Source organism: Sphingomonas sp. 179-I 2A4 NHS, assembly GCF_045369135.1.
In the GTDB taxonomy this organism is placed as follows: domain Bacteria; phylum Pseudomonadota; class Alphaproteobacteria; order Sphingomonadales; family Sphingomonadaceae; genus Sphingomonas.
Genome location: NZ_JBIQFL010000004.1, coordinates 71270 through 97085, shown reverse-complemented (window position 1 = coordinate 97085; position 25816 = coordinate 71270). Strand labels below are relative to the sequence as shown.

Here is a 25816-nt window from a genome sequence, read left to right as displayed (position 1 = left end):
CGCATGGCTTCAGTCGAGCAGGCGGACGCGCGCACCGGGCGCCGCGGCCTCAGGATCTGCCAGAATACGCATGCCGGGCTCAAGACCCTGTGTCACCGTCACCGTTTGCGCCGGCCAGTCGACGAAGCGGATCGACCGTTCGCTCACCTCGCCGTCAGCGGCGACGACCCGCACACGAGGATCTCCATCCGGCTGCAAGATCGCACTGCGCGGAATGCTGATCGCGTCCGGCTCGCGCGCCACGATCAGGTTCACCGATAGCGTGAGCCCGGCCGGCACATCGTCCATTGAATCCGCCACGCTCAGCCGCACTTCACGCGCACCGGTGAGCCGATCGACGCGCGGCTCGACGAAGACGATTCTTGCAGGCAGCGGCCGGGCCCGTCCTGGCACGGATACCATCGCCTCGCCGCCGGCCTTCAGGTTCACGGCATAGGTTTCGTCTACGTCGGCCGCGACTTGCGGCGCCGACAGGTCGGCAAGGCGGTACAGCACGGTCGTCCCGAGGATCGTCTGGCCGGGATCGACTGGCCGCTCCATGATCACACCGGCGAAGGGCGCACGCACCTCATAGCGTTGCTGCACCTCGCGGGCCTGCACCAGCGCCGCGCGGCGGCGGCGCAATTCCTGCTCGCCTTGCTCCACCGCCAGCCGCGCTTCCTCCTTTCGCTGCCGCGTCACGAACTCGCCAAGTGCCTGGAAGCGCGCGAGGTCGCGGCGTGCCTGGGCGAGAACGGCTTGCTGGGCGAGAACCGACGCTTGCGCCTCGCTGATCGCGGCGCGCTGCGGGGCATCATCGACCCGAGCGAGCAGCGCGCCCTTCGACACGCGATCGCCGACGTCGAGCGGCAGCGCGGTCAGCGTGCCCGCCACCGGCGATTGCACTTCCACCGACAGGCGTGGGCGGACGATGCCGTTCACTGCCAGCGTTCGCACCGCCGGCGCGCGGCTGATCACGATGGTCTCGACCGCCTTCGGTCGCGGCCACATCAGCCATGCAAGCAACGCCAGCACCGCAGCAGCCACGACAAGAAGTGAGATGGTTTGCTTGGTTATCCGCACGGCGGCGGGATAACGCAGATCAACGGCAAAGGTGCAACGCCGTTGGCGCCGCGACGGGTGCCTAGCGGCTGCCGGTCTCGGTCTGCGGCCTGTTCAGCGTCGCCAGCGTCTGGTCGAAGCGCCCTTCACGCTCGGCGTTGCGCAGGAAGCCGACCCGCTCGACCAGGATCTCCGGCGGAGTCGGCTCTCTGGCGAACAGCGCCATGACTTCGTTGATGAAGTCATCGAGCGGCATATAGCCGTCGCGCGTCTCCTGTCCGGGCGTCAGCCCCGTCTGCACCGCCGGCGGCACCAGCTCGATCACCTCCACACGGTCACCGAGCGCGGCACGCAGCGACACGGTATAGGAATGGATCGCCGCTTTCGTGGCATCGTAGGTTGGCGCCGAGATCAGCGGCACGAACGCCAGGCCCGAGCTGACGTTGACGATCGCGGCATCTGGCTGCGCGACGAGATGATCGACCAGCGCATTGATGAGGCGGATCGGGCCGAGCAGGTTGGTCGTGATCGTCGCTTCGGCGTCGGCCAGATCGCGCGATCGATCGAGCGGCTCGCTGCGCATGATCCCGGCATTGTTGATGAGGACGTTCACCCCCGGATGCTCCGCCAGCAGCCGCTGCGCGAATCCCGCGATCCCTTCGGCGCTGGTCAGGTCCAACTCGATTGCGTGCATGTTCGCCCGGCCATCGATCGCCGCTTCCAGCGCCGCGCGCCGGCGACCGGCAATGATCACCGTGTTACCTGCATCATGGAAGCGGTGCGCAAGCGCCTGCCCAATCCCCGAGCCGCCGCCGGTAATGAGGATGGTGTTGCCGCTGTTCTTCATCTTGTCTCCCCAGCCATTCGGTCAGTCGGGCAGCCCGACGAGCAGCTTGTCGAGCGTCACGGGAAACTCTCGAACGCGAACGCCGGTCGCATTGTAGATCGCATTCGCGACCGCCGCGCCGGAGCCGCATGTGCCAAGCTCCCCCACGCCCTTCAGCATCAACGGATTGGCGACCGGATCGCGCTCTTCGAGGAACAGAACGTCGATAGGCGGAATGTCGGCGTGCACTGGCACGTGATATTCGCCCAAGTCCCGATTCACGACCTTTCCGGTGCGCGGGTCGTGCACCAGTTCCTCGGTCAGGGCGCCGCCGATGCCGAAGACGATGCCGCCGATCGCCTGGGAGGTGGCCGTCCTTTCGTTGAGAATGCGTCCGGCCGCGAACACGCTGTTCCAGCGCGACACGCGCGTTTCACCGGTCACCGTGTTGACGCGCACTTCGCAGAAATGCGCGCCATAGGCCGACTGGCTGTAGGCGGTGTTGCTCTCACCCGGCTCGACGCTTCCCTCCTCTTCCATGCCGTCGCCGGCGAGACGTGCGAGCGGATGGCGTTCGTTGCGGGCAGTCAGCGCGTCGCCGGCGAAGGTGGCTTCATCAAGCGGCACGCCGGCCGCGTCCGCCAGGCGGGTGCGCAGTGCTGCGCAGGCGGCATATACGGCCGATCCTGCGGTCGCCGCGCCCCAGCTGCCGCCCGAGCCGGCGCTGCGTGGATCGTTCGTATCGCCCAGCCGCACCTCGATCCGATCGATGGACACACCGAGTATGTCAGCAACGATCTGAGTCAGGATCGTATAGGTGCCGGTGCCGATGTCGGTCATCTCGGTTTCGACGGTGATCTTCCCCTCTCCGTCAATCCGCACGCGGGCACTCGTCGGGGCGAAGAGGTTGCCGCGCGCCGAGGCTGCCATGCCATGGCCGATCAGCCATTCGCCATCGCGCGTGCTTCCCGGCACCGGATTGCGGCGGTCCCAACCGAACCGTTCCGCGCCGATCTTCAGGCACTCCACCAGTGACCGGCTTGAAAAGGGAATGCCAAGTTCGGGATGGCGCGCCGGTTCGTTGCGCAGTCGAAGCTCAACGGGGTCGAGGCCAAGGCGGTCGGCCAGTTCATCCATCGCGCATTCGAGCGCGAGTTGGCCGACCGCCTCACCCGGCGCCCGCATCGAGACGCCAAGCAACTTGTTCACCCGCACGACCTTGTGATCGACCATGCGATTAGGGCCGCCGTAAAGAACATGCGTGGCAAGGCCCGCGGGCTCGAAGAACACCTCCCCTTCCAGCTGATCGGTGATCGTCTCATGAGCGATCGCCGTCAGCTTTCCCGAGGCATCCGCGCCTAGTCGCAGGCGCTGGTGGGTCGCGGGGCGGCGACCGGTCGTCTCGAAAACGTTCTGCCGCGTCATCGCGATCTTCACCGGACGCCCGAGCTGCTGCGAGGCGATTGCGGCTGCCGCTCCCTCCGGCATCAGCCCCAGCTTTCCGCCGAAGCCGCCACCGACGAAGGGAGACAGGATGCGCACCTTCTCAGGCTCCATCCCAAGCAGCGTGGCAAGCTGGTCACGCGTCACCACCGGAGACTGATAGGAGGCGTTGAGTGTTATGTGGTCGCCTTCCCAGCTTGCGACGGAAGCGTGGGGCTCCATTGCGGCATGGCTCTGGCTCGGCGTGGTCCACACCTCGTCGACGGTGGCAGCGGCGCTTCGCATCGCCGCCTCGACATCACCTTGCTCGGTGTGGATCAGGAACAGGCCGTAGATGTCGTCGGTCGGCGGTTCGGCCTTGTCGAGAGCGGCCAACAAGTCAAATACGCCGTCCTCCGACTGGTACTCCACGCCAACGGTCAGCGCAGCGGCGCGCGCCTGCTCGTAGCTCTCCGCCACCACCACGCCGATCGGCTGACCGAAATAGACCACATCATCGACACCGTGCGGCGGTGCGGCCGCCCCGCCGAAGTCGCCGGCGTTGCGCAGCAACCGTTCGTCGGTGACGATCGCTAGCACGCCAGGCATCTCGCGGGCGGCGTCGGCATCGAGCCGCGTCACTCGTCCCCTGCCGAACGGTGCACGCAGCAACACGCCATGCGCGACGTTGTCCGGGAAGTGCTCGGCAGCGTAGCGGGCCTGGCCGGAAACCTTGCGGGGCCCGTCGACACGCTCGAGCGGGCGGCCCACCTGCGGATCGGGCGCTGCGTCGAGCAGGCTCTCCGCGAAGCGCGCATCCATCTTGATCGTCGCGCTCATCGCCCGCCCTCCCGCGCCAGCGCCGCAAGGCAGGCGATCACTGTCCTCCTGAACAGCGGCAGTTTGAAGTCATTACTCCCGCTGCCGTGCGCGCCGGCGAGCACCGCGTCTGCCACCTTGCCAAACAAGGCGGCGGTCGGCGCCTCACCGATCAGCAGGGCCTCGGCAGACCGATCGCGCCATGGCATCGTACCGATCCCGCCGAAGGCGAGCGACGCATGGCTGATCCGCCCCGCCTCCATCGCGACAATCCCTGCGACAGACACCAGCGCAAAGGCATAGGAGGCGCGATCCCGTACCTTGCGGTAGCTCTGCCGACCGACCCGTGGCGGCGGCAAGGTAACGGCGGTGATGAGCTCGCCCGGCTCAAGCACCGTCTCGATGTGCGGCGTGTCGCCCGGCAGTCGATACAATTCGTCGAGCGTGAGCCGGCGACCCGCATCCGACCGCCGGGTTGTTTCGACGACCGCGTCCAGCGCCCGCATCGCCACTGCCATGTCCGACGGGTGAGAGGCGATGCAGCTCTGCGAGGTACCCAGGATCGCCATGATCCGGTTGAAGCCGCCGACCGCGCTGCATCCTGCGCCGGGATCGCGCTTGTTGCAGGGCGTCGCCGGGTCGTAGAAATAAAAGCAGCGCGTGCGTTGGAGCAGGTTTCCGCCGGTGGTTGCCTTGTTACGCAACTGGGCCGACGCGCCGGCGAGGATCGCGCGCGACAGCACCGGGTAACGAGCGCGCACCCGCGGATCGGCAGCGAGGTCCGCGTTCGTCACGAGCGCGCCAATGCGCAGCCCGCCCTCGGGTGTCTCTTCGATCGCCCTCAGGTCGAGCGCATTGACGTCGACCAGGTGCCGTGGACGCTCGATACCGAGCTTCATCAGGTCGAGCAGATTGGTGCCTCCGGCGATGAAGCGCCCCGGCCCGCGCTCCTGCTGTGCGGTCAGCGCAGCGTCGATCGAGGTTGGCCGGACATAGTCGAACGCGATCATGCCGACACCTCCGACGCGGCTTTCGCATAGGAACTGATCGCCTCGACGATGCGAGGGTAGGCAGCGCAGCGGCACAGGTTGCCGCTCATCCGCTCGCGGATTTCCGTGGCATCGATCGGTGGCGGCGTTTCGATGTCATCGCTGACATGGCTCGGCCAGCCGGCCTCCGCCTCGCGAAGCATCCCGATCGCCGAACAGATCTGGCCGGAGGTGCAATAACCGCACTGGAAACCATCAGCGGCGATGAAAGCGGCCTGCAGCGGGTGCAGTGCTTCCGGCGTGCCGAGTCCCTCTATCGTCGTGATCTCGTCGCCGCCGTGCATCATCGTCAGCGACAAGCAACTGTTGATGCGCTTTCCGTTGACCAGCACCGTGCAGGCACCGCACTGCCCATGATCGCAGCCCTTTTTGGTGCCAGTGAGCTGCAAATGCTCGCGCAGTGCATCAAGCAGCGTCACGCGGGTGTCGAGCGTGAGGCGCCTCTCGACGCCGTTCACCTTCAAGGAAATCTCGGCGCGCGCTTCCGCATCGATCCAGTCCACAATCCCTCCCGAGGCTTGTTCACTTTCATAGCTCGCCGGCGTGCGGGCCGTTCCGCGCCGATTTGTCGGCGCTGCGAGGACAGCAAGGCGTCAGTTGCGTGCGCTTCCGACTTTTGGACTACCCGAAGGCAGCGGCGTCGCGAGCGCGCGCTTGAAGGCCGCATTGTCGAGGAAGGCGGTTACCGCCGTTACCCGCCCGTCACGCACCGTCATGATCCAGAGGTACGTGTTGCGATAGGTCGTCCCGTCGACCAGCGGCGCCGTGCCTTCCCAGTGGACGATCACATCGTCTCCATCGCTCCAGATGCGCCGAACCGTCGGCTTGAGCGGCGCGGCAGCGCGTGCCGCAAGCGGCCGCGCTGCTCCGTCCAGCAAGGCCTCACGCGAATGATAGGTCGTGGCGATCGCCGGGTCCTGGCCAGTGATGTGCCACGTGACGTCGTCGGCGAGCAGGCTGAAGATGTCGAACTCGCCCTTCGCCCAGCGTGCGAACCCATCCTCGATCAGCGCCCGGCCATCGCTTTGCTGGCTACGGCGCGCCACTCGCGTGTCATCGGCGATAGCGACGGCAGAGATCGAGGCCACCAGCGCGGCGGCAATAGGAGCGAGACGTAAGCGCAAGATGTCCTCCCGGTTGAATCGGCTCATCAACCAGTGAGAGACGCCGCCAGTTCGTCGCCGAAACGTCGCGGCTGCGGGGACCGCCGGGCTCGCGTACAAACTAGTGAACCAGTCTCGCGCGGACGAACTCCATGAATGCGTCTAGCGCTGGCGAGCGGTGCGCATCAGCGGGCGTGTAGACGTAGGCTGGCCATTCTAGGCAATTCCACTCGGGCAGGATCTCCACCAGTCGCCCCTCGGTGAGATGCGGCTCGGCGACCACGTCAAGCAAACGCACGATGCCGTATCCGGTGAGCGCGGCTGCAACCAACGACGCCGCATCGTTGAATGTCAGGCCGCAATCGGGCGCAAGCGTATGGCCGTCGCCGGCCGCGTTGATGAAGTTCCAGGGATGCGGCTTGCTCGTCACATCATCCATCATGCGAACGCATCGATGTCGCTCGGCTAGGTCGGCGGGACTGCGCGGCGCTCCGAACTCGGCGATGTAGCCCGGGCTGGCGCAGGTCAGCACGCGACTGCGCATCAGCAGTTGCTTGTCGAGCCCACGGGAGTCCGGCTCTCCGAAGCGAAGCGCCACGTCAAAGCCGTCGTGCAGCAGATTGTCGATCCGATCACGCACGAGCACGTCGAGCTTCACGCGCGGGTGTGCAGCGAGGAAATCCGGCAATACCGGGATCAGCAAGGGCGGCCCGAACGCACCATCCGTCGAGATACGCAGGCGTCCGCGGATATCCGCCGATGCAGAGGGTGTCGCGATCCGCCCGAGCGCTTCGAGCATCGGCGTTGCTTCTTCCAGGAAGGTGCGGCCCTGATCGGTGAGCTTTAGCGCGCGGGCGTTTCGGTCGAACAGGCGAAGCCCGGTGCGCTCCTCCAACCGACCGATCGCCTTGCCCACGCCTGAACGCGACAGGCCGAGAAGCTCGCTGGCCCGGGCATAACTGCCAGTGCGTGCCACCGCGACAAACACGGTGATGCCGGCGATGATCCGGCCGTCGAACAGCAAGTATCCTTCCCCTTCGTCACATGGTGATAGCATATAAGAGCGCGCAGGACGATTGCCCGGATACCTTCGCGCAATTGCTCTAAGCTTGAAACACGCCCGCCATGCTCGCGATTATGTCAGCGCAGCACGGACAATTGGGCGAAGAACCGCCAACCCTCATTCCCGTTTCGACAGTGATGCCGAACGGCGGCCGACGCTTAATCGGCAGGTTGACGAAGGAGGCTGCGCCTTGAAGCACTACATGCTGATGATGGAATTCAGCGAAACCTACGCGGCCAGGAGGGCCGAGTTTCGCGACGCGCATCTGACCAGGGCCTGGGCTGCGGCAGCGCGCGGTGAGCTGATCCTCGCCGGTGCGCTGACCGATCCGCTCGACACCGGCCTTATCCTGTTCAAGGCCGACAGTCCTGAGGTGGTGGAACGCTTCGCCCGGGACGATCCCTACATTGCGAACGGCCTCGTCACGGCGTGGCGCGTCCGTCAGTGGGCAACCGTGGTTGGTGACGCTGCATCGGAGCCGCTGCGGCCCGTATAAGCCGCCCCTAGCTCGACCGATGCGCCCGCGATTGCGCAGGCGCATGAATCCGGAAGCAGGACCACGCTGTCACCTCGAATGGGTGCAGCGTGGTCCCGGGCCGTCCCTTAGAAGTTGACGCGAGCGCGGATGCCGTAGCTCTGCGCGTCGTTCAGGAAGCGGATGTTAAGCGCCGAGCCGACAAGCGCCTTGGTCGAGGCCTGCTGGTCAGTGAAGTTGGTCGCCCAAGCCTCCACGCGGTAGTTGCCGATCGTATAGCCGATACCGAGGTTCAGCGTCGCGTAGCCTTCCTGGCGGTCCGGGAAGCCCGCCTGCAGCGCAGTCAGGCGCGAGCCGTCGAGGAAGACGATGTCATTTTCGTTGAACTGCGACAGGTAGAAGGCCGACCGGTAGTTCAGCAGCGCCTGCCAATCGAGGCGGCCGGCCCCCACGTTGAACCACTGCGACAGTTTCGCGCTGATGTTGAACTTCGACGCGAGCGGCAGGCGGTTACCCGTCAGGTCGATGAGCGGCGACGCGCCACCCTGATCAAAATCCTGGCCGCGAGAATCCGCTACCATGCCACGCGTGATCTTCGTGTCGAGGTAGGCGATATTCGTATCTAGCGCGAAGTTGCCCGGGAACTGGAAGCGCGCTTCTGCCTCCGCACCATAGATGCGCGAGGCACCGATGTTGCGGTTGACCAGCGAATAGCCGTTGCACACCGGCGGGGTCTGCGTCTGATCCAGGTTGATGCAGGTCAGATCCTGGAACACCTGGTCCTGATAATCATAATAGAAACCGGTCAGGTTCAGGTACGCGCGGCGACCAAAAGCGGTGAAGCTGTTACGCGAGCCAACTTCAAACACGGTGAGATTTTCGGGGCGGAATGCTTCCGGGATTGGCGAGCTTTCGAACGTGTCGTTAAACCCGCCCGACTTATGACCGGTCGACACCTTGCCATAAAGCATGTTGTCCTTGGTCAGGTCGAACTCGATACCAGCGCGGTAATCGACGAAGTTGAACTTGGCCGAACCGAATTGCTGCCCCGGAATCGTCAGATTGGCGTAGCTAAAGCCGCCGTTCGTTCCCGTCGGGCAGGTGACGAAGCCGTTATCGATGTCCGGGCGGGTAAAGCAGGTGCCATTCGGGTTGGTGCCATTGGCGATCGAGCCGATCTGCTGGATCAGAGTATCGCGTGCGCCCGGCGTCTTGATGCCCTCTATCAGGAACTGCGCGAACTGCTGCGGCGTGGTGAGGCCGGAGACATTGAAGTTCGGCCGGTCGAGCAGCGCAGGGCGGAAGCCCTCGGTGCCAAGGCGCGTGCCGACGCAGCAAGCATCGTTGGCACCGCCCAGCGTCAGCGCCCAGTTGCCGCCGATGCCGTAGCGGGACTTCTTCTCGTCGGTATAGCGGATGCCGCCGATGATGCGCAGTCGATCGGTGACGTCGTACGTGCCGTCGGCGAAGAAGGCGAAGCTTTCGCCATCCACGTCCGGCATCGTGAATTCGGTGCCGGAGTAGCAGCAGTAACCGCGATCAGCGACGGCCATATAGCCGACCTGCTGCTTCTCCTTAAAGTAGAAGCCGCCGACGTTCCAGCGCAGCGCCTGGCTGGAGTCGGCGCTCGCGCGCAGCTCATAGACCTGGCTCTGCGACCGCGTTTCCCAGAAATTGTTCGAGAAGTTATCGAACTGGGTCTGCGCGTAATCGCGCCCGTTCCAGGCGATGCTTTCGCTGCTGGCATTGACCTGGAAGAAGTCGACCGAGCGATAGCTGCCGGTCGCCTCGATCGAGAAGGTGTCGAAGCTGTAGCCGATCTTGCCCTGGACGCCCCAAAGCTCGTTTTCCATGTCGCCTTGCTGGCCGCGATAGACGACGCGGCGCAGATCAAGTTGCTCCGCGCGCAGCCCAGTCGCCTGGACCGCAGCAAAGATGTTGGCGCCCGGATAGCCGGTGCCGGTTTCCTTGCCGTAGTCACCGATCAACGAGAAGGAGAGCCGATCCGTCGGCTCCCAACGCAGCGACAGGCGGCCGGCGTAGTTTTCCTCGAGACCGGCGGGCTTCAGGCGGCTGGCCTGCGGATCCGGCGAGGCGTTCTTGAAGCCGTAATCCTTGTTCACATAATATCCGGCGATGCGCGCGGCGAAATTCTCGCCCAGCGGCACGTTGATCGCGCCCTCCGCGGCATAGCTGTCGCGATTGCCATATTCGGCCTGTGCATAGCCGGTAACGCGATCGAACGTCGGCTTGGCGGTGATGATATTCAGCGTGCCGGCCAGCGCGTTGCGGCCGTAGAGCGTGCCCTGCGGGCCCTTGTTCACCTCGACCCGCTCGAGATCGTAGAACATGAGGCCAAGGCCGCGCGGACGCGGGATATACGAGCCGTTGACGTGCGGCGCGGCACCGGGATCGCCCAGCTCGGTATTGTTCGACGAGCCGACGCCGCGGATGAAAATCTCGACGTTGCCTTCCTGGTTCGCGATGTTGAGGCCGGGCACGGCGACCGACAGGTTGCGCAGCTCGGTGATGCCGCTGCGGCGCAGATCATCAGACGTGAACGCCTGAACGACGCCCGACACATCCTGCAGGTTCTGTTCGCGGCGGTTCGCGGTTACGACGATCTCGCCGTCGCCATCCTGCTGCACGCCGGCGTCGGCGCTGGTCGTCTGGTCCTGCTGCGGCGTTTCGATCGCCTGCGCCCACGCCGGCAGCGCGGTGCCGGCCAGCAGGATTGCGGTCAGCGGCAGATACTTGCTCTTGTTCATGATAGCCCCCTGGAACGTTTGTTGTTTTTGCTTCTTATTGTTGAGCGTCACGCCGCCGGACAGGCAGTGCTTCCGCCGTCCGCCTGCACCAGTCGTGCGCTGGAAATCGTCAGGTCGAGAGCACCGTCAGTCGTGAGCGACAGAGGCGCAGTCACGTTGCGCATGTCCGTCCCCGCTCGTGCGAAGCAGGACAACGGAACAACGATGCTCGTCCACTCACCAGGTTTGGCCTCGCGGAGTTGCGCCGTCACCGGCACCTCCCCCGCGCACTTCTCTCCACATGCGACACCCATGGTGACCGGGCGGCTTGGCGCGCCATCCACCTTGAGCTCGACGCGAACGGCAAGCGCCCCGTTCGTCTCGCGAGTGAGATCCTGCGGCGTCGCGTCGACGATGGCTGCCATCGCCTTGCCGCGGCCGGTCCACGTCAGGCGGACGCTGTCTTCCTGCGCCCGGCGGTCGGCACCGCGCGCTGTGATCAGCGTCGGTCCCGGGTTGGGCGACAATTCGCCTGGCGCGCCGATCAGCAGGCGGCGGCCAGCGCCCGGACGCCCGCCATCGAACAACACATTGCGATCGCCGCTCGCCTGTGAGGAACGCTGCTCCGGAAGCGGCGCGAGGTCGCCACGATCCTTCAGCGTCAGGCCGAAACCGTAGGGGAAGAGCGGATTATAATCAGCGTCGCCGACATTGACGGCCGTCTGGTCCGACGTGCGCGGCCAGCTGTACGGCAGCTTGCCGCGGAAATCCGCCTTGCCGAACAGCACATCGGCGACGCCCCCGCCCTCGCTGCCGGGCAGCCAGGCGGCGACGAATGCGTCAGATGCATTGAGGTACGGGTTCACCCACATGGCGCGCCCGGAGAGGAATACCGACACGGTCGGCACGCCTGCGGCCTTGAGCCGTTTCAGCAGCGCCAGATTGTCGTGCGCGTCGTCGAATGCGACATCCGCGCGGTCCCCCTGGAACTCGGCATAGGGATCCTCGCCGAACACCACGACGGCAACGTCGGGCTTTTGCGTGAAGCGACCGTCGGTGGAGAGGTCGACCGTGGCGCCCACGCCCTTGGCCACCTCACGCATGCCTTCCGCGATGGTTTGCGCATTGGGGAAGTCCCTCCGGCTGGTGCCGGTGCCTTGCCACGTCAGCGTCCAGCCGCCGGTCTGCTTGGTCATGTTGTCGGCACCGTCGCCGGCCAGTAGGATGCGCGCGCCCGGCTTCAGCGGCAGAACGCTGCCGGCGTTCTTGAGGAGGACGAGCGACTGGCGCACCGCCTCTCGCGCAACCGCACGGTGTGCCGGGTTGCCGAGCAGATCATACTTGCCTGCATAAGGGCGAGACGAGGGCTTGCCAGCGTCCATCAGCCCGGCGCGAACCTTCACGCGCAGGATGCGGCGCACCGCATCGTCAAGCACGGTCTGCGGTAGGCGCCCGTCCTTCGCCTGTGCCAGCGTGTTCTCCCACAGACCCTTCCAGCTGTCCGGCGCCATCGCCATGTCGAGCCCAGCCGTGAAGGTGCGGAGGCAATTGTCGGGCGTGCAGCCTTCGACCTGGCCGTGCCCGTTCCAGTCACCGACCAGGAACCCGTCGAACCCCCAGCGATCCTTGATCACGCCGCGCAGCAGCGCAGGATTGCCGTGCATCTTGGCGCCGTTCCAGCTCGAAAAGCTGACCATGATCGACTGCACGCCCGCCTCGATTGCCGGCACATAAGGCGCGGCGAACAGACGACGAAGCGTCGCCTCGTCCGTCCGGGTGTCGCCCTGATCCTTGCCGCCGGCGGTGCCGCCATCCCCGAGGAAGTGCTTGGCCGTGGCGATGATGTGCCCACCACGCAGCCAGTCAGCGTCGCCAACCTTCCCCTGCAGTCCCTCGATCAGGGGGCGGGCATAAGATGTGGCGATCTCCGGATCTTCACCGAAGCCCTCGTAGGTGCGGCCCCAACGATCATCGCGCACCACCGCGAGCGTCGGCGCGAACGTCCAGTCAAGGCCGGTGACCCGCATTTCCTTCGCCGTCACTTCGCCGATGCGCCGCATCAGCTCCGGATTGCGCGTGGCACCAAGGCCGATGTTGTGCGGAAATAGCGTCGCGCCGACCACATTGTTGTGTCCGTGGACGGCATCCGAGCCCCAGATCACCGGGATGCGCGGCAACTTTCCGCTGGGCCGCATCGACGCCTCGTAGAAAGCGTCCGCAGCGGCGATCCATGCCGGCGCGGTGACGTGATGCCCCGTCCCCGGCTTCGAATTGCCGCCGTTCAGAACCGAACCGAGATGATAGCGATAGACGTCTTCGGGCGTCACGCTGGCGATGTCGGCCTGCACGATCTGGCCGACCTTCTGCTCCAGCGACATGCGGCGGAGTAGATCTTCGACCGTGCGCTCGACATTTGCGTCGCGGGTCGCAGGCGCCGCTGGCTTCGGCCAGCTTTCCGGTTGGACGGTCGCCGGGGATGAAATCGGCGCCGGCGTTGTTTGGGCTTGGACCACCGCCCCCGCTGCCGCGGAAGCAAGCAGAATGCACCCCATTCGAGCCAAGCCCTTCACCACATCCACCCCCACTAAAAACCTGCAACAGCGATTTTGACAGCGCTGTCTAGACAGATTGGCAGCGTTGTCAAATCCGAGCGTCGAAGGTAGAGCCCGCGCGGCAGGGGCGACTTGCTTGGTGCATTGCAACAATGCATCGTCCGTTGGGGCAGGCGCAGAGTTTCAGGTGGCGATGGAAGCAGACGGCAACTTACGCGGGCGCGCCACCATCACTGATGTTGCCGAACGTTCGGGCACATCAATCAAGACGGTGTCGCGGGTCTTCAACGACGAGCCCTTCGTCCGCCCTGCGACACGCACGCGGGTCCTGCAGGCTGCAGCCGAGCTGGATTATCACCCGAACATCGCCGCACGCAGCTTGGTGCGTGGCCGCTCCTTCCTGATCGGGCTGTTCTACGAGAACCCCAGCCCCAATTATGTCGTGGACCTTCAGACCGGCTCGCTCGATCGACTGGAGGGGGAGCGGTTTCGGCTGCTGCTGTTTCCTTGCCAGAGCGCCAAGGCGATGTCCGGCAAGCTGCTTCAGTTGGCGCGGGCTTCCGCCTTGGAGGGCGTGGTGCTCGCCCCGCCGCTCGGAGACGATCCGCAGACGGTGAAGGAGCTGATCGAGGCGCGCATGCCCTTCGTTCGCATCGCGCCGACGACCGCGCTGGACGCGTCCCCAGGTGTGGGCATCGACGACGTGGCGGCGGCCAGGACGATGACCGAGCATCTATTGGAGCTTGGCCACCGCCGCATCGCGTTCGTTCAGGGCGACCCGAACTACCCGTCGAACAGCCAGCGCCTCGATGGGTTTCACAAGGCGCTGTCGAATGCGGCGGTCCCATTTGACGAGCAGTTGCTCGAGCAAGGCTTCTATACCTTCGAATCCGGCCTTGCCGCGGGCCGGCGCTTGTTCGCCAACCGGGCTCGGCCAACGGCAGTGTTCGCAGCCAATGACGACATGGCTGCCGGTGTGTGCGTCGCGGCGAAGGAATACGGGCTGGATATTCCCGGCAATGTCTCGATCGCCGGTTTCGATGACAGCCTGATCTCGCGTGTCATCTGGCCGCAGCTGACGACGATCCACCAGCCGACCTACGATATGGCGCATGTGGCAACGGGCGCGCTCCTCTCGCTCATCAACAAGACGCCCGTCGAACCTGCCGTCTGCCTGCCGCACCGCCTGATCGTGCGGAGCTCGACGGCGGAGGCGCCCGGCGTTGGATCTACGACCCGAGTCCGGTCACTCTGAACCGCGGGAGAGCCGGTATTTTTCGGTAGTTTTCGGGCTTGCGATGGCCAGGCGGTGGGGTTGTTTTGGTCGCCTGTGCGCAGCGATGGCGGTTCGGTGCACGCTAATGCGCGCCTGCGTACCGCGACTTTCGCTCGATCACGATTGCACGTACGAAAAAGGGGCCGCCCGAAGGCGACCCCCAGTTTGATCAGATCAATCGATCGCTGATCAGAAGCGGTGCTGGAACGACACCGTGAAACGCCGTCCGAGGAAGTCATAGATGCCGAAGGCGTTACCCGTCAGCGGGAACGGTGCATCCTTGTCCGTCAGGTTCGTCACGACGAACCGAAGCAGCGACCCCTCCTGCACGCGCACCGACGCGGTCAGGTTGAACGTCCAGTAATCCGGCACCTTCAGGATATCGAGCGATTCCACGGTGTTCAGATTGTTCAGCTTCGCCGAGCTCTGGTAGTTCGTCTGGAAATCGAGGCCGAAGTCCTGATAGGTGAACCCGATGTTCCCCTGAGCCGTGTACTTCGGGTTGCCGATCTGGCCCGCCGATTCGACCACCGTCACACCATTGTTCGAACTACGCAGCCGATCAAGGTAGAACAGGTTACCCGACAGATCGATGCGCCCGTCCGGCAGACCAATGCCGCTGAGCGGGAAGTTATACTCCATCTCCGCCGTCAGGCCCTTCATCTCGATGAAGGCGCCATTGACGAAGTTGGTCCGCAGGCCCGGACGCGCCGGATCGATGCTGAGCTGGCCGTTACGCGCCGGATCGCTGCTGCGGTCGCGCGTGATCAGCGAGCAGAACGAGTTGGCGTTGTCGACATCGTTCACATCGAAGTCGGGATTGTCGTAGCAACCCTCTGCGATGTTCGCATTGGTCAGCGACGCGATGTTGCCGGTGATGCGGATGCGGTTCCAGTCCACCGCCGCACGGAAGCGCGGGATGAAGCGCGGGCGGAGCACCATGCCGAACGTGTAGGAACGGCCCTGCTCGTTTGCGAGGTCGGTGTTGCCGCCGCTGGTGACCGGCACCGTCGCCACAGCCGCCTGTGACTGGAACGTCGACCCGTTCAGACCATAGGCCTGGTAGAACGCCGCGCAGTTACGCTGGCGAATGTCGGGCGCGACGCCGCTGGCAATGTTCCGCGAATCGCACGGATCCGGGAAGGTGTTGAACGCCGGCGAGACCGGGGTGAACAGCTCGACCACCGACGGCGCACGCAGCGAGCGCGTGTAGTTGCCGCGGAACTCAACGTCCTGGATCGGCCGCCAGCGGCCACCGTAGGTGTACGACCAGAAGCCACCGTTCACCGTGTTGTCGACGTAGCGCGCCTTACCCTCGATATCGAGCGATTGGATCAGCGGAACGTTGTTCTCCGGCGCAACCAGCGGGATCAGGATCTCGCCAAAGGCCTCGTTCGTCTTGAACGAGCCCGTCGTACCACCGATCGGCACCGAACGACCAAGGCCTTCACGCTGGAAATCATCAGGCCGGAACGACGCATATTCTGCGCGATGTTCGAAACCGACGTTGAAGCCGACCGGGCCGGACCACAGACGCACCAGCTCGGAAGAGCCGAGGTTCGCGGTGTAGACCTGCTGCTCGAGAACCGAATGCGCGGAGGTCGTGCCGGTCACGTAGGCGCGTGCTGCCGCGCTCGGGCGATTCTCGCCGAACACGTCGAGCGGCACGCACGCCGCGTCGGCGATCGGACGAATGGTGCCCGGCGCAACGTTGATCGCGGGGTTCGGATCGCAGACGATCTGGCCTGCCGCATTGGTGGTGACGTTGATCGCGTTCACGAACCGCTGCTGGTTGAGTGCGTTCCCGAAGAAGTAGCTGCTCGAACGGCCATAATTGGCGGTTGCTTCGAAGTTGAAGCGGCGCCCTGCCGCGTCGAAGCTGCCCTCGATGCCGGCCACGCCGCGATAGACGTTCGTCTCGGAGCTCGCGTTATTGCTCACCAGATCACGCGACGCGCGCGACAGGCGGAAGCTCGTCACGCCAAGCCCGGCGAGCTGCTGGCGCGCCTGTTGCGTCAGCCGCGGATCGTTCGCCTGGAAGGTGAGCGGCGCGGACAAGGCGCCGAACAGCGTCGCGTTATAGATCGACTGGTCGATCATCTCGCGGCCCTTGGCAAAATAATAGGTGCCCTCGAAGAACGCGCTGACGTTGTCGAACACCTCGTACCGCGCCATCACGTTGCCGGTGATACGCTCCAGATCGGAGGTGAGCTGGTTCGTCTCGCCGACAAGGTTGAAGCCGTCACCACCGCTGGCGTTCTGCGCGCCGAACGGGATGCCCGGGTTGAACGGCACCAGGTTGCCCGACTGGTCGAACTGCAGCAGCGTGTTGTCCGCACCGAAACCGCGCGGCAGGCCGTTCGCGATCGTCGTCGCACCCGTCGACGGCAGCAGCAGGCCGCCCGCGGTGAGCGAGAAGATGCGCGCATTGCGGATGTAGATGCTGTTCGGAATGCCATCGGCATTGCCGGTGTTGAACGGCACGCCCGGATTGACGCGGCCGTCGTTCTCCGGCGTGCGGCCCGGGATCAGCGCCGAGGCCGAGCCCGCCAGCGGGTTCGTGCCCGTCGCGATGCCTTCGCGGAACCGGTTACGGGCGCTGCCCAGAACACCATTGGCCTTGTCGTAGCTCGCCGCGATGGTGATGTTGCCGCGGCCGTCGGCGTAATTGTGGCCGGCCATCGCGGAGAGGTTGTAGCGGCCATTGTCACCGCGCTCGGTGACACCGCTGGTGCCCCAGAGGCTCAGGCCCTCGAAGTCGCGCTTCAGGATGACGTTGACGGTACCCGCAATCGCGTCCGAGCCATAGGTCGGCGCGCCGCCGATGGCGATGTTCTCGATCCGATCGACGAGCTGCGCCGGGATGACGTTGAGGTCGACCTGGAGGCCCGGCGTATTGCCAAAGATGCTGGCGGCGTTGGTCGAGACGAAGCGGCGGCCGTTGACCAGCGTCAGCGTGCGCGCACTGCCAAGACCGAAGCGATTGACGAAGTTCTGACCGACACCGAACGACGACTGGCCGCCTTCCGGAGTGACGCCGACGCCGAAGCCCGGAATCTCGTTCAGCGCGTCTGCAACGTTCGTCAGGCCGCGAGCGGCGAGATACTGGTCGGAAACGACCGTCGCCGGCTCCAGGCTGTCATAGCCGGCGCGGCGGATGCGCGATCCGGTGATGGTGATCTCACCGCCGTCGTCGGTGCTGGTAGCAGACGGGGTCGCCTCACTGGAAACCAGCGGGCGCGCGTCTTCTGCCGGCGTGTCCTGCGCCATGGCAGCAGGCGCGAATGCCGCGCTGCTGACGAGCGCCGTCGCGCAAAGAAGTGTGTGTATTCTCATATTCCCCCCTCGGAAATGACAGGGCTGTCATGCCCCTTTGATCCGAGAGACAGCTTTCGTTCGGGCCTGCCAACTGCTTTCCGCCAGCACCGTCCACTTTTGGACAGGTGCGTTGCAAACTTGTGACATAACGTTATAAAAATCGTTCCTCCTCAATTAGGTATGCATCACCCCTCGCACGGCGAGAGCCATCGCTGCGCGGGGGCAAGCCTCGCATCAGACGAAATTGATGATAGAGATGAACAAGAGTGGAGTCGCGCGGCCAACCTAGTGTCATTCGTTGGACGGCCATGACCGTTACGCAGGGCACGCACGGAAACGATGCGCCTACGTTATTGATCCGCGATGAAGCTTTGGCGCACCCGACAGGATTCGAACCTGTGGCCTCTGCCTTCGGAGGGCAGCGCTCTATCCAGCTGAGCTACGGGTGCGTGGGAGTGAGCGCCTAGCAGGCGTTTGCGGCGGACGCTAGCCGTTTCGGCAGTGAGCGGTGCGCATCAGCCCCGCACGATCACTTTGCGATGGTGACCGGCTGGAACTGCGACAGGCCGCAGCTGGCGCCGCGCATCGGCGGGGAGGCGTAGAGGACGGTGATGATGTCCTGCGCGCACAGCTGGCTGAGCGAAGTTGCATAGCTGAAGCGGCGCTCAAAGCCGAGCTGCGGGCACGGCTGATCGAGCGTAACGCGATAATATTTGTTGTCGGCCATGCGGAAGTCGATGACCCGATCGTTGCGCACCAGGCTTTCGCGGATGCTGCGCAGCGGGATGCAGTTCTGCGGCTTCCCCGCCGGGGTGGCGGCGGGAACGGCGTTGCGGTCACGCGCGCCGCCTGGGGCCGCTACTGCAGCGAGGGCGATCGCGAGAGGAAACAGATATCGCATCCGATGATACTCCGCTGATCCGCCCCCCGGTTCAATCCCCCGCGAACGCCGCCTTCAGCCGCGAGAAGAAGCCCTGGCTTTCAGGACATTCCTCGCCCGTTTCGGTTTCACGGAATTCCTCGAGCAGCGCGCGCTGGCGCGTGGTGAGCTTCGTCGGCGTCTCTACCTCGATCTGCACGACGAGATCACCGAAGCCCCGGCCCTGCAGCACCGGCATGCCGGCCCCGCGCTGGCGCAGCTGGCGACCCGACTGGATGCCAGCGGGAATGCGCAGCTCATGGTTGCGACCGTCGAGGCCCGGGATGGTCAGAGAACCGCCAAGCGCAGCGGTGGTGAAGCTGATCGGCGCGCGCGCGAACAAGGTGGTGCCTTCGCGTTCGAACAGGCCGTGCCGCTTCACATGCAGGAAGATGTAGAGATCGCCCGACGGTGCGCCGCGCGCGCCCGCCTCGCCCTCGCCCGTCATGCGGACGCGGGTGCCCTCGTCGACGCCAGGTGGGATTTCGACGCTCAGCGTCTTGGTGCGCTCGACGCGGCCATCTCCGCGGCAATCGGGACACGGATCGTCGATCACCTGGCCCGAGCCGTTGCAGACCGGGCAAGCACGCTCGACGACGAAGAAGCCCTGCTGGGCGCGCACCTTGCCGTGGCCGGCGCAGGTATTGCAGGTGTGCGGATGGCTGCCGGCACGGGCGCCCGAACCGTCGCACGTCTCGCACGCCGCCGTTACGTCGATCGTGATCTCCGCGGATTTGCCGTGATAGGCCTCCTCCAGCGTGATCTCCATGTCGTAGCGCAGGTCAGCGCCGCGGCGCACCTGCTGACGCCCGCCGCCGCGGCCGCCCATGAATTCGCCGAACACGCTTTCGAAGATGTCGGAGAAGCCGGAGAAATCCGCATGGCCCTGCCCGCCGCCACCGCCGCCGTTGCGGAATGCGGCATGGCCGTAGCGATCATAGGCTGCGCGCTTCTGCGGGTCCTTCAGGCAGTCATAGGCCTCGCTGACCGCCTTGAACTTCGCCTCGGAATCCTTGCACCCGGCGTTCTTGTCCGGGTGATACTTCATTGCAAGCTTGCGGTAAGCGGACTTGATCGTCCCCGCATCGGCCGAACGATCGACCTCAAGCAATTCGTAGAAATCGACTTCTGTCATTCAACGCCCCCGCGCAGCAACAGCCCGCCCGTCACGCCTAAATACTCGGCATAACGGGCGGGCGACATTGCTTACGCCTTCTGGTTGTCGTCGACTTCCGAGAATTCGGCGTCGACCACGTCATCGTCCTTCGGCGCCGCACCGGCGTCGGCAGCCGGCGACGCTTCCGCCTGCTGCTGCTTCTCGTAGATCGCCTGGCCGAGCTTCATCGCGACCTGCGCGAGCGCCTGGCTCTTCTCGTTCATCTGATCGACGTCACCGCCCTCGACCGCTGCCTTGGCGGCATCGATCGCGGACTGGATCTCGCCCTTCAGTGCCTCGTCCACCTTGTCGCCGTTGTCGGCCAGCTGGCGCTCGGTGGTGTGGATCAGGCTCTCGGCGTTGTTCTTCGCCTCGGCGCCTGCCTTGCGCTTCTTGTCCTCCTCGGCGAACTGCTCGGCTTCCTGCACCATCTTCTCGATGTCAGCGTCGGACAGGCCGCCCGATGCCTGGATGCGGATCTGCTGCTCCTTGCCGGTGCCCTTGTCCTTCGCGGAGACGTTGACGATGCCGTTGGCGTCGATGTCGAACGTCACCTCGATCTGCGGCACGCCGCGCGGCGCCGGCGGGATGCCGACGAGGTCGAACTGGCCGAGCAGCTTGTTGTCGGCCGCCATCTCACGCTCACCCTGGAAAACGCGAATCGTCACCGCCTGCTGATTGTCATCGGCAGTCGAATAGGTCTGCGACTTCTTGGTCGGGATCGTGGTGTTGCGATCGATCATGCGGGTGAACACGCCGCCCAGCGTCTCGATGCCCAGCGACAGCGGGGTCACGTCGAGCAGCAGCACGTCCTTCACGTCGCCCTGCAGCACGCCGGCCTGGATCGCCGCGCCCATGGCGACGACTTCGTCCGGGTTCACGCCGGTGTGCGGATCCTTGCCGAAGAAGTTCTTCACCGCTTCGCGCACCTTGGGCATGCGGGTCATGCCGCCGACCAGCACCACTTCCGAAATGTCGCTGGCCTTCAGGCCGGCGTCGGCGAGCGCCTTCTTCATCGGCTCGATCGTGCGCTGGATCAGGCTGTCGACGAGACGCTCGAGGTCCGCGCGGCTGATCGTCTTGACGAGGTGCTTCGGGCCGTTCTGGTCGGCCGTGATGAACGGCAGATTCACTTCGGTCGAGGCGGCCGACGAAAGCTCGATCTTCGCCTTCTCGGCAGCTTCCTTCAGGCGCTGCAGCGCGAGCTTGTCCTTGGTGAGGTCGATGCCCTCATCCTTCTTGAAGCTCTCCGCCAGGAAATCGACCAGCTTGTTGTCGAAGTCCTCGCCGCCGAGGAAGGTGTCGCCGTTGGTCGACTTCACCTCGAACACGCCGTCGCCGATCTCCAGGATCGAGACGTCGAACGTGCCGCCGCCAAGGTCATAGACCGCGATCGTCTTGCCGTCCTGCTTCTCGAGGCCATAGGCCAGCGCCGCCGCGGTCGGCTCGTTGATGATGCGCAGCACTTCCAAGCCCGCGATCTGGCCGGCGTCCTTGGTCGCCTGGCGCTGCGCGTCGTTGAAATATGCCGGCACCGTGATCACGGCCTGCGTGACGGTCTCGCCGAGATAGCTCTCGGCAGTTTCCTTCATCTTCTGCAGCGTGAAAGCGCTGATCTGCGACGGGCTATAGTCCTTGCCACCGGCCTGCACCCAGGCGTCACCATTGGCGCCCTTCACGATGTGGTAGGGGACCAGCTCGGTGTCCTTCTTGGTCACCGGATCATCGAAACGGCGACCGATCAGGCGCTTCACCGCGAAGATGGTGTTGTCACCATTGGTGACGGCCTGGCGCTTCGCCGGCTGCCCCACCAGTCGCTCGCCATCCTTGGCGAAGGCGACGATCGACGGCGTCGTGCGCGCGCCTTCCGAGTTCTCGATCACCTTGGGCTTGCCGCCCTCCATCACTGCCACGCAGCTGTTGGTGGTCCCGAGATCGATCCCGATAACTTTTGCCATGAGTGCTCTTCCAGCCCCTGCTTGAACAAATACGTGCCGCCCCGCCCCGTTACGGCGACGGAACAGCGTTGACGAAGCGCGATATAGGTGGCGGTTCCCTTGCCGCAAGGCACCTCAATGGCCTGGCGCCGGACGCCCTCGGGTTGCCGCGCCGAACCGGCTCGCGTAGCCACGGCGGGACCTTTTCGATCGGGAGATGAACATGTTCCGCGCCGCCGCCGCGCTCGTTACCGCAACCGTTGCCCTGAGTGCCTGCGCACCGGAAAAGCAGCTTTACATCAGCGATGCCTGGGTGCGGCTGGCAGCGGTCGAGGGGCGTCCGGCGGCCGGCTATTTCACGATCCACGGCGGGCCGACGGATACCACGCTGGTCAGCGTCACCACCGACGTCGCGGTCCGCACGGAAATGCACGAGACCAAGGCGGCGGCCGGCGGCGGCATGACCATGGACGCGGTGCAGCAGGTGCCGATCCCTGCCCTGCAGCAGGTGAAGTTCCAGCCGGGCGGCAAGCATATCATGCTGTTTGACCTCAACCCGATCGTGAAGCCGGGCGGGTCGATCACCCTCACCTTCACCTTCGCGGATGCAACGCGCATCCAGCAGAACGCCCGCGTGATCGCGGCCGGGGATCCTGCGCCAAGCCAGAAGAAGTAAAACCGCGCGGCGGCGGATCGAGCGGGCAATAAAGCGCATCATCCCGCTCATCTGTCCGTAACTTCTTGGCGGCATGAGAAAGGGATGGCCAACATCTCCTCTCTTGCCAGCAGTCTGGCCCGCCGCTTCGAAGGACGTAATCCGCGCGAGATCGTGTCGCTGACGTTCAAGACGCTGCGGCACGGCGCGCGACGCTTCAGCCCTGCTGCTGCGCGCGCGCGGCGACTGGACCTTGCCTTCGATCGCCGCTGGGGCACCGACACGGGCGGGACGATGAACCTTTCCGCGCTGAACGTGGCGCGTGATCGCGCACTGCTCGGGTTCGGCTATCAGGCGAGCAACGGCGCCGCGCTGCATCAGGCGATCGCCGTCAGCGGCATCACGCCTGCGGACTTCTCTTTCGTCGATTACGGCTCCGGCAAGGGGCGCGTCGTCATGATCGCTGCCGCCACGGGCTTCGCCCGCGCGATCGGCGTGGAATTCGCGCCGGAGCTTCACGAAGTGGCGGAGGCCAATGCCGACCGCTTCCTGGCCGCTGGCGGCGCGCCGCGCCGGTGCGAGATGGTGCTGGGTGATGCCGGCAGCTACGTGCCCCCGGCCGGGCCGCTGTTCGCCTATATCTACAACAGCTTCGGACCGGTGATCCTGCGCGAGGTTCTGGCCCGGCTGAAGAGCCATGCCGCGAACGCGCCGGTGTTCATCGCCTACGTCAATCCGCGCCACCGCGAGGCATTCAAGGAAGACGGGGACTGGCAGGTGATCGAGGCGAGCACCGATTGGGTGCTGTACCGCCCGGCTGCCTGACCAACGAACCGGTCACCTGCTGTAACGCGGCGCCCGATCGCCTACGTTGCGTGCATGACAGCCAGGGGCCTTACTGCCGGCGAAAAGGCACTCGCCCGCTCGATCTACCGTGATTCAATCGATCTCGACCGGGTCGAGATCCGCCGCCGACGCTGGTGGCCGCTGCAGACGCGCAACATCGTCATGGCGCCGCGCGGGCACATCCATTTCCATCCGCATGACGACAATTGGCGCGAGGACTTCAGCCAAACCCACCTCGGTCTTCAGGGGCTGTTCCTGCACGAGATGTGTCACGTCTGGCAGCATCAGCGCGGCGTCTTCCTGCCGCTCGCCCGGCATCCTTTCTGCCGATACCATTACAGCTTCGTCCCGGGCTGGCCGCTGAAACGCTACGGTATCGAGCAGCAGGCGGAGATCGTGCGCCATGCCTTCCTGCTTCGCGAGGGCGCGACAATCCTGGGCGCCCCGCCGCTCAGCCAATATGAGGGGCTGCTGGCGACGTTCCGCTGATTGATTGGAAGTGTCAGGCGTTCGGTGCTGCCGCCGCCGAAGCGCCCGCCGCGCCGCCGCGGAACCGGCTGGCGACGAACAGCAGCAATCCAAAATAAGCAGCGCCCGCGAGGATCGCGGCCACCACGGCGGCGAAGCTCTCGTTCGCCTGCAGCAATGGCGCAGTCGTAACGGTCAGGAACAGCATATAGGCCGGATTGATCACCATCGGCAGCCAGTTCATGATCTGAACCAGGAGCGTGATCGCGATGAGGACAAGCACGGCGAGCGCCCCGCCCCCGCCCCAATGCACAGTCGCATATTGCAGCAGCCCCGCCGTCGCGACGCCGCCAACAGCCCCGAGGATCGTCGATGGCATGACCGTGAACGACCCCTCGTGCGAGGATGTCCAGTACCAGACGAACAGGAAGCCTGCGTAGAGCGGCGCGAGTTTCAGGAAATAGCCGAGGGCGGCAAAGCCGGCGATCGCCACCATTGCCGTGATCCAGACGGCAAGCCCCGCGCCAAGCGTCATCTGCGGCGCGCCTTCGTGCTGCGACATGATCCTCTCCCAACGATCTAAAGCGATCGTTTTAGGGGAGGCTATGCCGCATGCACGTCGGCAGCAAATGAAAAGCGCGAGTTCCCGCGCCTGCTTACTTCAGCAGGACAAGCTCCTCCGCCATCGTCGGATGGAGCGCCACGGTCGCGTCGAACTGCGCCTTGGTCAGCCCAGCCTTCACACACACGGCCGCGGCCTGGATGATCTCGGGGCAGTCAGGGCCGATCATGTGGATACCGACGACGCGGTCCGTCTCGGCGTCGCACACCATCTTGTAGAGCGCGCGCTCGTCGCGCCCGGCGAGCACGTTCTTCATCGGGCGGAAGTCCGACGAATAAATCCGCACGGAACCCAGCTTCTGCCGCGCCTCGCTCTCCGTCATCCCGACACCGGCGATCGGCGGATGGCTGAAGCAGGCGGCAGGCACGCAATCGTAATCGACCTTCGCGCCGCCCTTGCCGAAGAGGTTGTCGGCAAAGGCCTGCCCCTCGCGGATCGCCACCGGGGTCAGCTGGATGCGGTTCGTGACGTCACCGACGGCGTAGATCGACGGGCACGGCGTGCGATTGTCGTCGTCCACCGGTACGGCGCCCTTGGCGTCCACTTCGATGCCGACGTTCTCCAGCCCCAGCCCTTCGGTGTTCGGTACGCGGCCGGTGGCGTACATCACGCAATCGACGATCGCCGGATCGTGACCGGTCATGTGCACTTCGAGGCAGCCGTCCTCGCGCTTCTCGATCTTCTCGAACGTCGCGTCGAAGCGGAACTCCAGCCCCTTCATCATGCTGATCTGCAACAGCCGGTCGCGGATCTGCAGGTCGTAACCGCGCAGGATCTCCTTGGTGCGGTTCATCACGATGACGTGGGCACCGAGCTGGTGGAAGATGCCGGCGAACTCGTTGGCGATATAGCCGGCGCCAGCGATCAGCACGCGCTTCGGGATGCGTTCGAGGTGGAACACCTCGTTCGACGTGATGCCATGCTCGCAACCGGGGAACTGCGGCACCATCGGGCGTGCACCGGTGGCGACGAGGATCGTCTTGGCCGTCTTTTTCGTGCCGTCCGCCAGGGTCAGCTCGTTCGGCCCCGTGATGGTGGCACGCTGGTGGATGATCTCCGCGCCATTGGATTCGAGCGTCGTGGTATAGGCGCCGTTGATCCGGTCCACCTCGGCCATGACGTTCTTCTGCAGCGTCTTCCAGTCGAACGCGCAATCCGACGGCACCTGCCAGCCGAAGCGCTGCGCGTCCTTCAGATCCTCCGCGAAGTGCGCGCCGTACACCAGAAGCTTCTTGGGCACGCAGCCGCGGATCACGCACGTGCCGCCGACGCGATATTCCTCTGCCACCGCAACGCGCGCGCCATGCGCCGCCGCGACGCGCGATGCGCGCGTGCCGCCGGATCCGGCGCCGATGGTGAAGAGGTCGTAATCGAATTCGGGCATCAGTTCACTCCACTTGCGTCGAGCGCGGATACGAGCCCGAGGTGACGGACGGAAGGATCGAAATCCCGATCACAGTGAAGCAGGCATATCGTGCCGCGATCGATCGGGAGCAACAGGATGGGGCGGCCGCACTCGCCG

19 protein-coding genes, 1 tRNA gene and 1 pseudogene are annotated in these 25816 nt (G+C 65.1%); 5 read left to right on the top strand and 16 right to left on the bottom strand.

Features of this window, described 5'->3' with window-relative positions; all coding sequences use genetic code 11:
- Positions 1-9 precede the first annotated feature (9 nt).
- From ACH0CP_RS09085 to ACH0CP_RS09055, 7 genes and pseudogenes are all read right to left on the bottom strand, one after another.
- Positions 10-990: an efflux RND transporter periplasmic adaptor subunit gene (locus ACH0CP_RS09085; protein ID WP_294444526.1), complete on the bottom strand. Its 981-nt coding sequence runs from the start codon at positions 988-990 to the stop codon at positions 10-12.
- A 133-nt stretch (positions 991-1123) separates the two neighbouring features.
- On the bottom strand, positions 1124-1888 hold the full coding sequence (locus ACH0CP_RS09080; RefSeq protein WP_294444525.1) for an SDR family oxidoreductase: 765 nt from the start codon (positions 1886-1888) through the stop codon (positions 1124-1126).
- A 21-nt stretch (positions 1889-1909) separates the two neighbouring features.
- Positions 1910-4129, bottom strand: a complete 2220-nt coding sequence (locus ACH0CP_RS09075; RefSeq protein WP_294444523.1) for a xanthine dehydrogenase family protein molybdopterin-binding subunit — start codon at positions 4127-4129, stop codon at positions 1910-1912.
- Entirely contained in the window at positions 4126-5118 is a 993-nt protein-coding gene (locus ACH0CP_RS09070) for a xanthine dehydrogenase family protein subunit M (RefSeq protein WP_294444521.1), read from the bottom strand. The genes ACH0CP_RS09075 and ACH0CP_RS09070 overlap by 4 nt, the downstream gene beginning before the upstream one ends.
- A pseudogene (locus ACH0CP_RS09065) lies at positions 5115-5639 on the bottom strand (2Fe-2S iron-sulfur cluster-binding protein); the annotation flags it as partial. The gene ACH0CP_RS09070 and the pseudogene ACH0CP_RS09065, both read right to left, overlap by 4 nt.
- 111 nt (positions 5640-5750) lie before the next feature.
- Positions 5751-6281: a nuclear transport factor 2 family protein gene (locus ACH0CP_RS09060; protein ID WP_294444520.1), complete on the bottom strand. Its 531-nt coding sequence runs from the start codon at positions 6279-6281 to the stop codon at positions 5751-5753.
- A gap of 100 nt (positions 6282-6381) precedes the next feature.
- Positions 6382-7284 carry a LysR family transcriptional regulator gene (locus ACH0CP_RS09055; protein ID WP_406875661.1) on the bottom strand — a complete coding sequence of 301 codons (903 nt, stop codon included), beginning with the start codon at positions 7282-7284 and terminating at the stop codon, positions 6382-6384.
- Between the two features lie 229 nt (positions 7285-7513).
- On the opposite strand from ACH0CP_RS09055, the gene ACH0CP_RS09050 reads away from it, so the two are divergent.
- Positions 7514-7819: a YciI-like protein gene (locus ACH0CP_RS09050; protein ID WP_294444749.1), complete on the top strand. Its 306-nt coding sequence runs from the start codon at positions 7514-7516 to the stop codon at positions 7817-7819.
- A gap of 107 nt (positions 7820-7926) precedes the next feature.
- Here the strand turns inward: ACH0CP_RS09050 and ACH0CP_RS09045 are convergent, their stop codons facing one another.
- On the bottom strand, positions 7927-10566 hold the full coding sequence (locus tag ACH0CP_RS09045) for a TonB-dependent receptor (RefSeq protein ID WP_294444750.1): 2640 nt from the start codon (positions 10564-10566) through the stop codon (positions 7927-7929).
- A gap of 47 nt (positions 10567-10613) precedes the next feature.
- The gene (locus tag ACH0CP_RS09040) at positions 10614-13097 is read right to left on the bottom strand and encodes a glycoside hydrolase family 3 protein (protein ID WP_406875662.1); all 2484 of its coding nucleotides are present in this window, start codon (positions 13095-13097) and stop codon (positions 10614-10616) included.
- Positions 13098-13290: 193 nt separating this feature from the next.
- Between ACH0CP_RS09040 and ACH0CP_RS09035 the strand changes: the two genes are divergently transcribed.
- The gene (locus ACH0CP_RS09035) at positions 13291-14352 is read left to right on the top strand and encodes a LacI family DNA-binding transcriptional regulator (protein ID WP_406888538.1); all 1062 of its coding nucleotides are present in this window, start codon (positions 13291-13293) and stop codon (positions 14350-14352) included.
- 210 nt (positions 14353-14562) lie between these two features.
- On the opposite strand, the gene ACH0CP_RS09030 is transcribed toward ACH0CP_RS09035, so the two are convergent.
- The 5 genes from ACH0CP_RS09030 to dnaK all read right to left on the bottom strand — a co-directional run bounded on the left by ACH0CP_RS09030 (position 14563) and on the right by dnaK (position 21724).
- Entirely contained in the window at positions 14563-17709 is a 3147-nt protein-coding gene (locus tag ACH0CP_RS09030) for a TonB-dependent receptor domain-containing protein (protein ID WP_294444753.1), read from the bottom strand.
- 354 nt (positions 17710-18063) lie between these two features.
- Positions 18064-18140: transfer RNA gene (locus ACH0CP_RS09025), tRNA-Arg, on the bottom strand.
- 80 nt (positions 18141-18220) lie between these two features.
- The gene (locus ACH0CP_RS09020) at positions 18221-18592 is read right to left on the bottom strand and encodes a hypothetical protein (RefSeq protein ID WP_294444754.1); all 372 of its coding nucleotides are present in this window, start codon (positions 18590-18592) and stop codon (positions 18221-18223) included.
- Between the two features lie 31 nt (positions 18593-18623).
- Complete coding sequence (gene dnaJ / locus ACH0CP_RS09015; protein ID WP_294444755.1) at positions 18624-19745, bottom strand: molecular chaperone DnaJ; 1122 nt, start codon at positions 19743-19745, stop codon at positions 18624-18626.
- A gap of 71 nt (positions 19746-19816) precedes the next feature.
- Positions 19817-21724 (bottom strand): molecular chaperone DnaK, encoded by a 1908-nt coding sequence (dnaK, locus tag ACH0CP_RS09010; protein WP_406875663.1) that lies wholly within the window; start codon positions 21722-21724, stop codon positions 19817-19819.
- Between the two features lie 202 nt (positions 21725-21926).
- Here dnaK and ACH0CP_RS09005 point away from each other — a divergent pair, with 202 nt between their 5' ends.
- From ACH0CP_RS09005 to ACH0CP_RS08995, 3 genes are all read left to right on the top strand, one after another.
- Positions 21927-22379 carry a copper chaperone PCu(A)C gene (locus ACH0CP_RS09005; protein ID WP_294442099.1) on the top strand — a complete coding sequence of 151 codons (453 nt, stop codon included), beginning with the start codon at positions 21927-21929 and terminating at the stop codon, positions 22377-22379.
- An 84-nt stretch (positions 22380-22463) separates the two neighbouring features.
- Positions 22464-23183, top strand: a complete 720-nt coding sequence (locus ACH0CP_RS09000; protein ID WP_294442098.1) for a hypothetical protein — start codon at positions 22464-22466, stop codon at positions 23181-23183.
- A 54-nt stretch (positions 23184-23237) separates the two neighbouring features.
- Positions 23238-23693: a vgr related protein gene (locus ACH0CP_RS08995; RefSeq protein ID WP_294442097.1), complete on the top strand. Its 456-nt coding sequence runs from the start codon at positions 23238-23240 to the stop codon at positions 23691-23693.
- Positions 23694-23706: 13 nt separating this feature from the next.
- Here ACH0CP_RS08995 and ACH0CP_RS08990 read toward each other — a convergent pair whose 3' ends face one another.
- Complete coding sequence (locus tag ACH0CP_RS08990; protein WP_294442096.1) at positions 23707-24234, bottom strand: hypothetical protein; 528 nt, start codon at positions 24232-24234, stop codon at positions 23707-23709.
- 94 nt (positions 24235-24328) lie between these two features.
- Positions 24329-25678 carry a glutathione-disulfide reductase gene (gene gorA / locus ACH0CP_RS08985; protein ID WP_294442095.1) on the bottom strand — a complete coding sequence of 450 codons (1350 nt, stop codon included), beginning with the start codon at positions 25676-25678 and terminating at the stop codon, positions 24329-24331.
- Positions 25679-25816 lie beyond the last annotated feature (138 nt).

Bases quoted from the DNA above. Each gene is read 5' to 3' on its own strand.
- ACH0CP_RS08995 (WP_294442097.1), top strand. From the start codon at position 23,238: ATGACAGCCAGGGGCCTTACTGCCGGCGAAAAGGCACTCGCCCGCTCG.
- ACH0CP_RS09070 (WP_294444521.1), bottom strand. From the start codon at position 5,118: ATGATCGCGTTCGACTATGTCCGGCCAACCTCGATCGACGCTGCGCTG.
- ACH0CP_RS08990 (WP_294442096.1), bottom strand. From the start codon at position 24,234: ATGTCGCAGCACGAAGGCGCGCCGCAGATGACGCTTGGCGCGGGGCTT.
- ACH0CP_RS09045 (WP_294444750.1), bottom strand. From the start codon at position 10,566: ATGAACAAGAGCAAGTATCTGCCGCTGACCGCAATCCTGCTGGCCGGC.
- ACH0CP_RS09005 (WP_294442099.1), top strand. From the start codon at position 21,927: ATGTTCCGCGCCGCCGCCGCGCTCGTTACCGCAACCGTTGCCCTGAGT.
- ACH0CP_RS09075 (WP_294444523.1), bottom strand. From the start codon at position 4,129: ATGAGCGCGACGATCAAGATGGATGCGCGCTTCGCGGAGAGCCTGCTC.
- ACH0CP_RS09000 (WP_294442098.1), top strand. From the start codon at position 22,464: ATGGCCAACATCTCCTCTCTTGCCAGCAGTCTGGCCCGCCGCTTCGAA.
- ACH0CP_RS09020 (WP_294444754.1), bottom strand. From the start codon at position 18,592: ATGCGATATCTGTTTCCTCTCGCGATCGCCCTCGCTGCAGTAGCGGCC.
- ACH0CP_RS09035 (WP_406888538.1), top strand. From the start codon at position 13,291: ATGGAAGCAGACGGCAACTTACGCGGGCGCGCCACCATCACTGATGTT.
- dnaK (WP_406875663.1), bottom strand. From the start codon at position 21,724: ATGGCAAAAGTTATCGGGATCGATCTCGGGACCACCAACAGCTGCGTG.
- ACH0CP_RS09040 (WP_406875662.1), bottom strand. From the start codon at position 13,097: ATGGGGTGCATTCTGCTTGCTTCCGCGGCAGCGGGGGCGGTGGTCCAA.
- dnaJ (WP_294444755.1), bottom strand. From the start codon at position 19,745: ATGACAGAAGTCGATTTCTACGAATTGCTTGAGGTCGATCGTTCGGCC.
- ACH0CP_RS09030 (WP_294444753.1), bottom strand. From the start codon at position 17,709: ATGAGAATACACACACTTCTTTGCGCGACGGCGCTCGTCAGCAGCGCG.
- gorA (WP_294442095.1), bottom strand. From the start codon at position 25,678: ATGCCCGAATTCGATTACGACCTCTTCACCATCGGCGCCGGATCCGGC.
- ACH0CP_RS09085 (WP_294444526.1), bottom strand. From the start codon at position 990: ATGTGGCCGCGACCGAAGGCGGTCGAGACCATCGTGATCAGCCGCGCG.
- ACH0CP_RS09080 (WP_294444525.1), bottom strand. From the start codon at position 1,888: ATGAAGAACAGCGGCAACACCATCCTCATTACCGGCGGCGGCTCGGGG.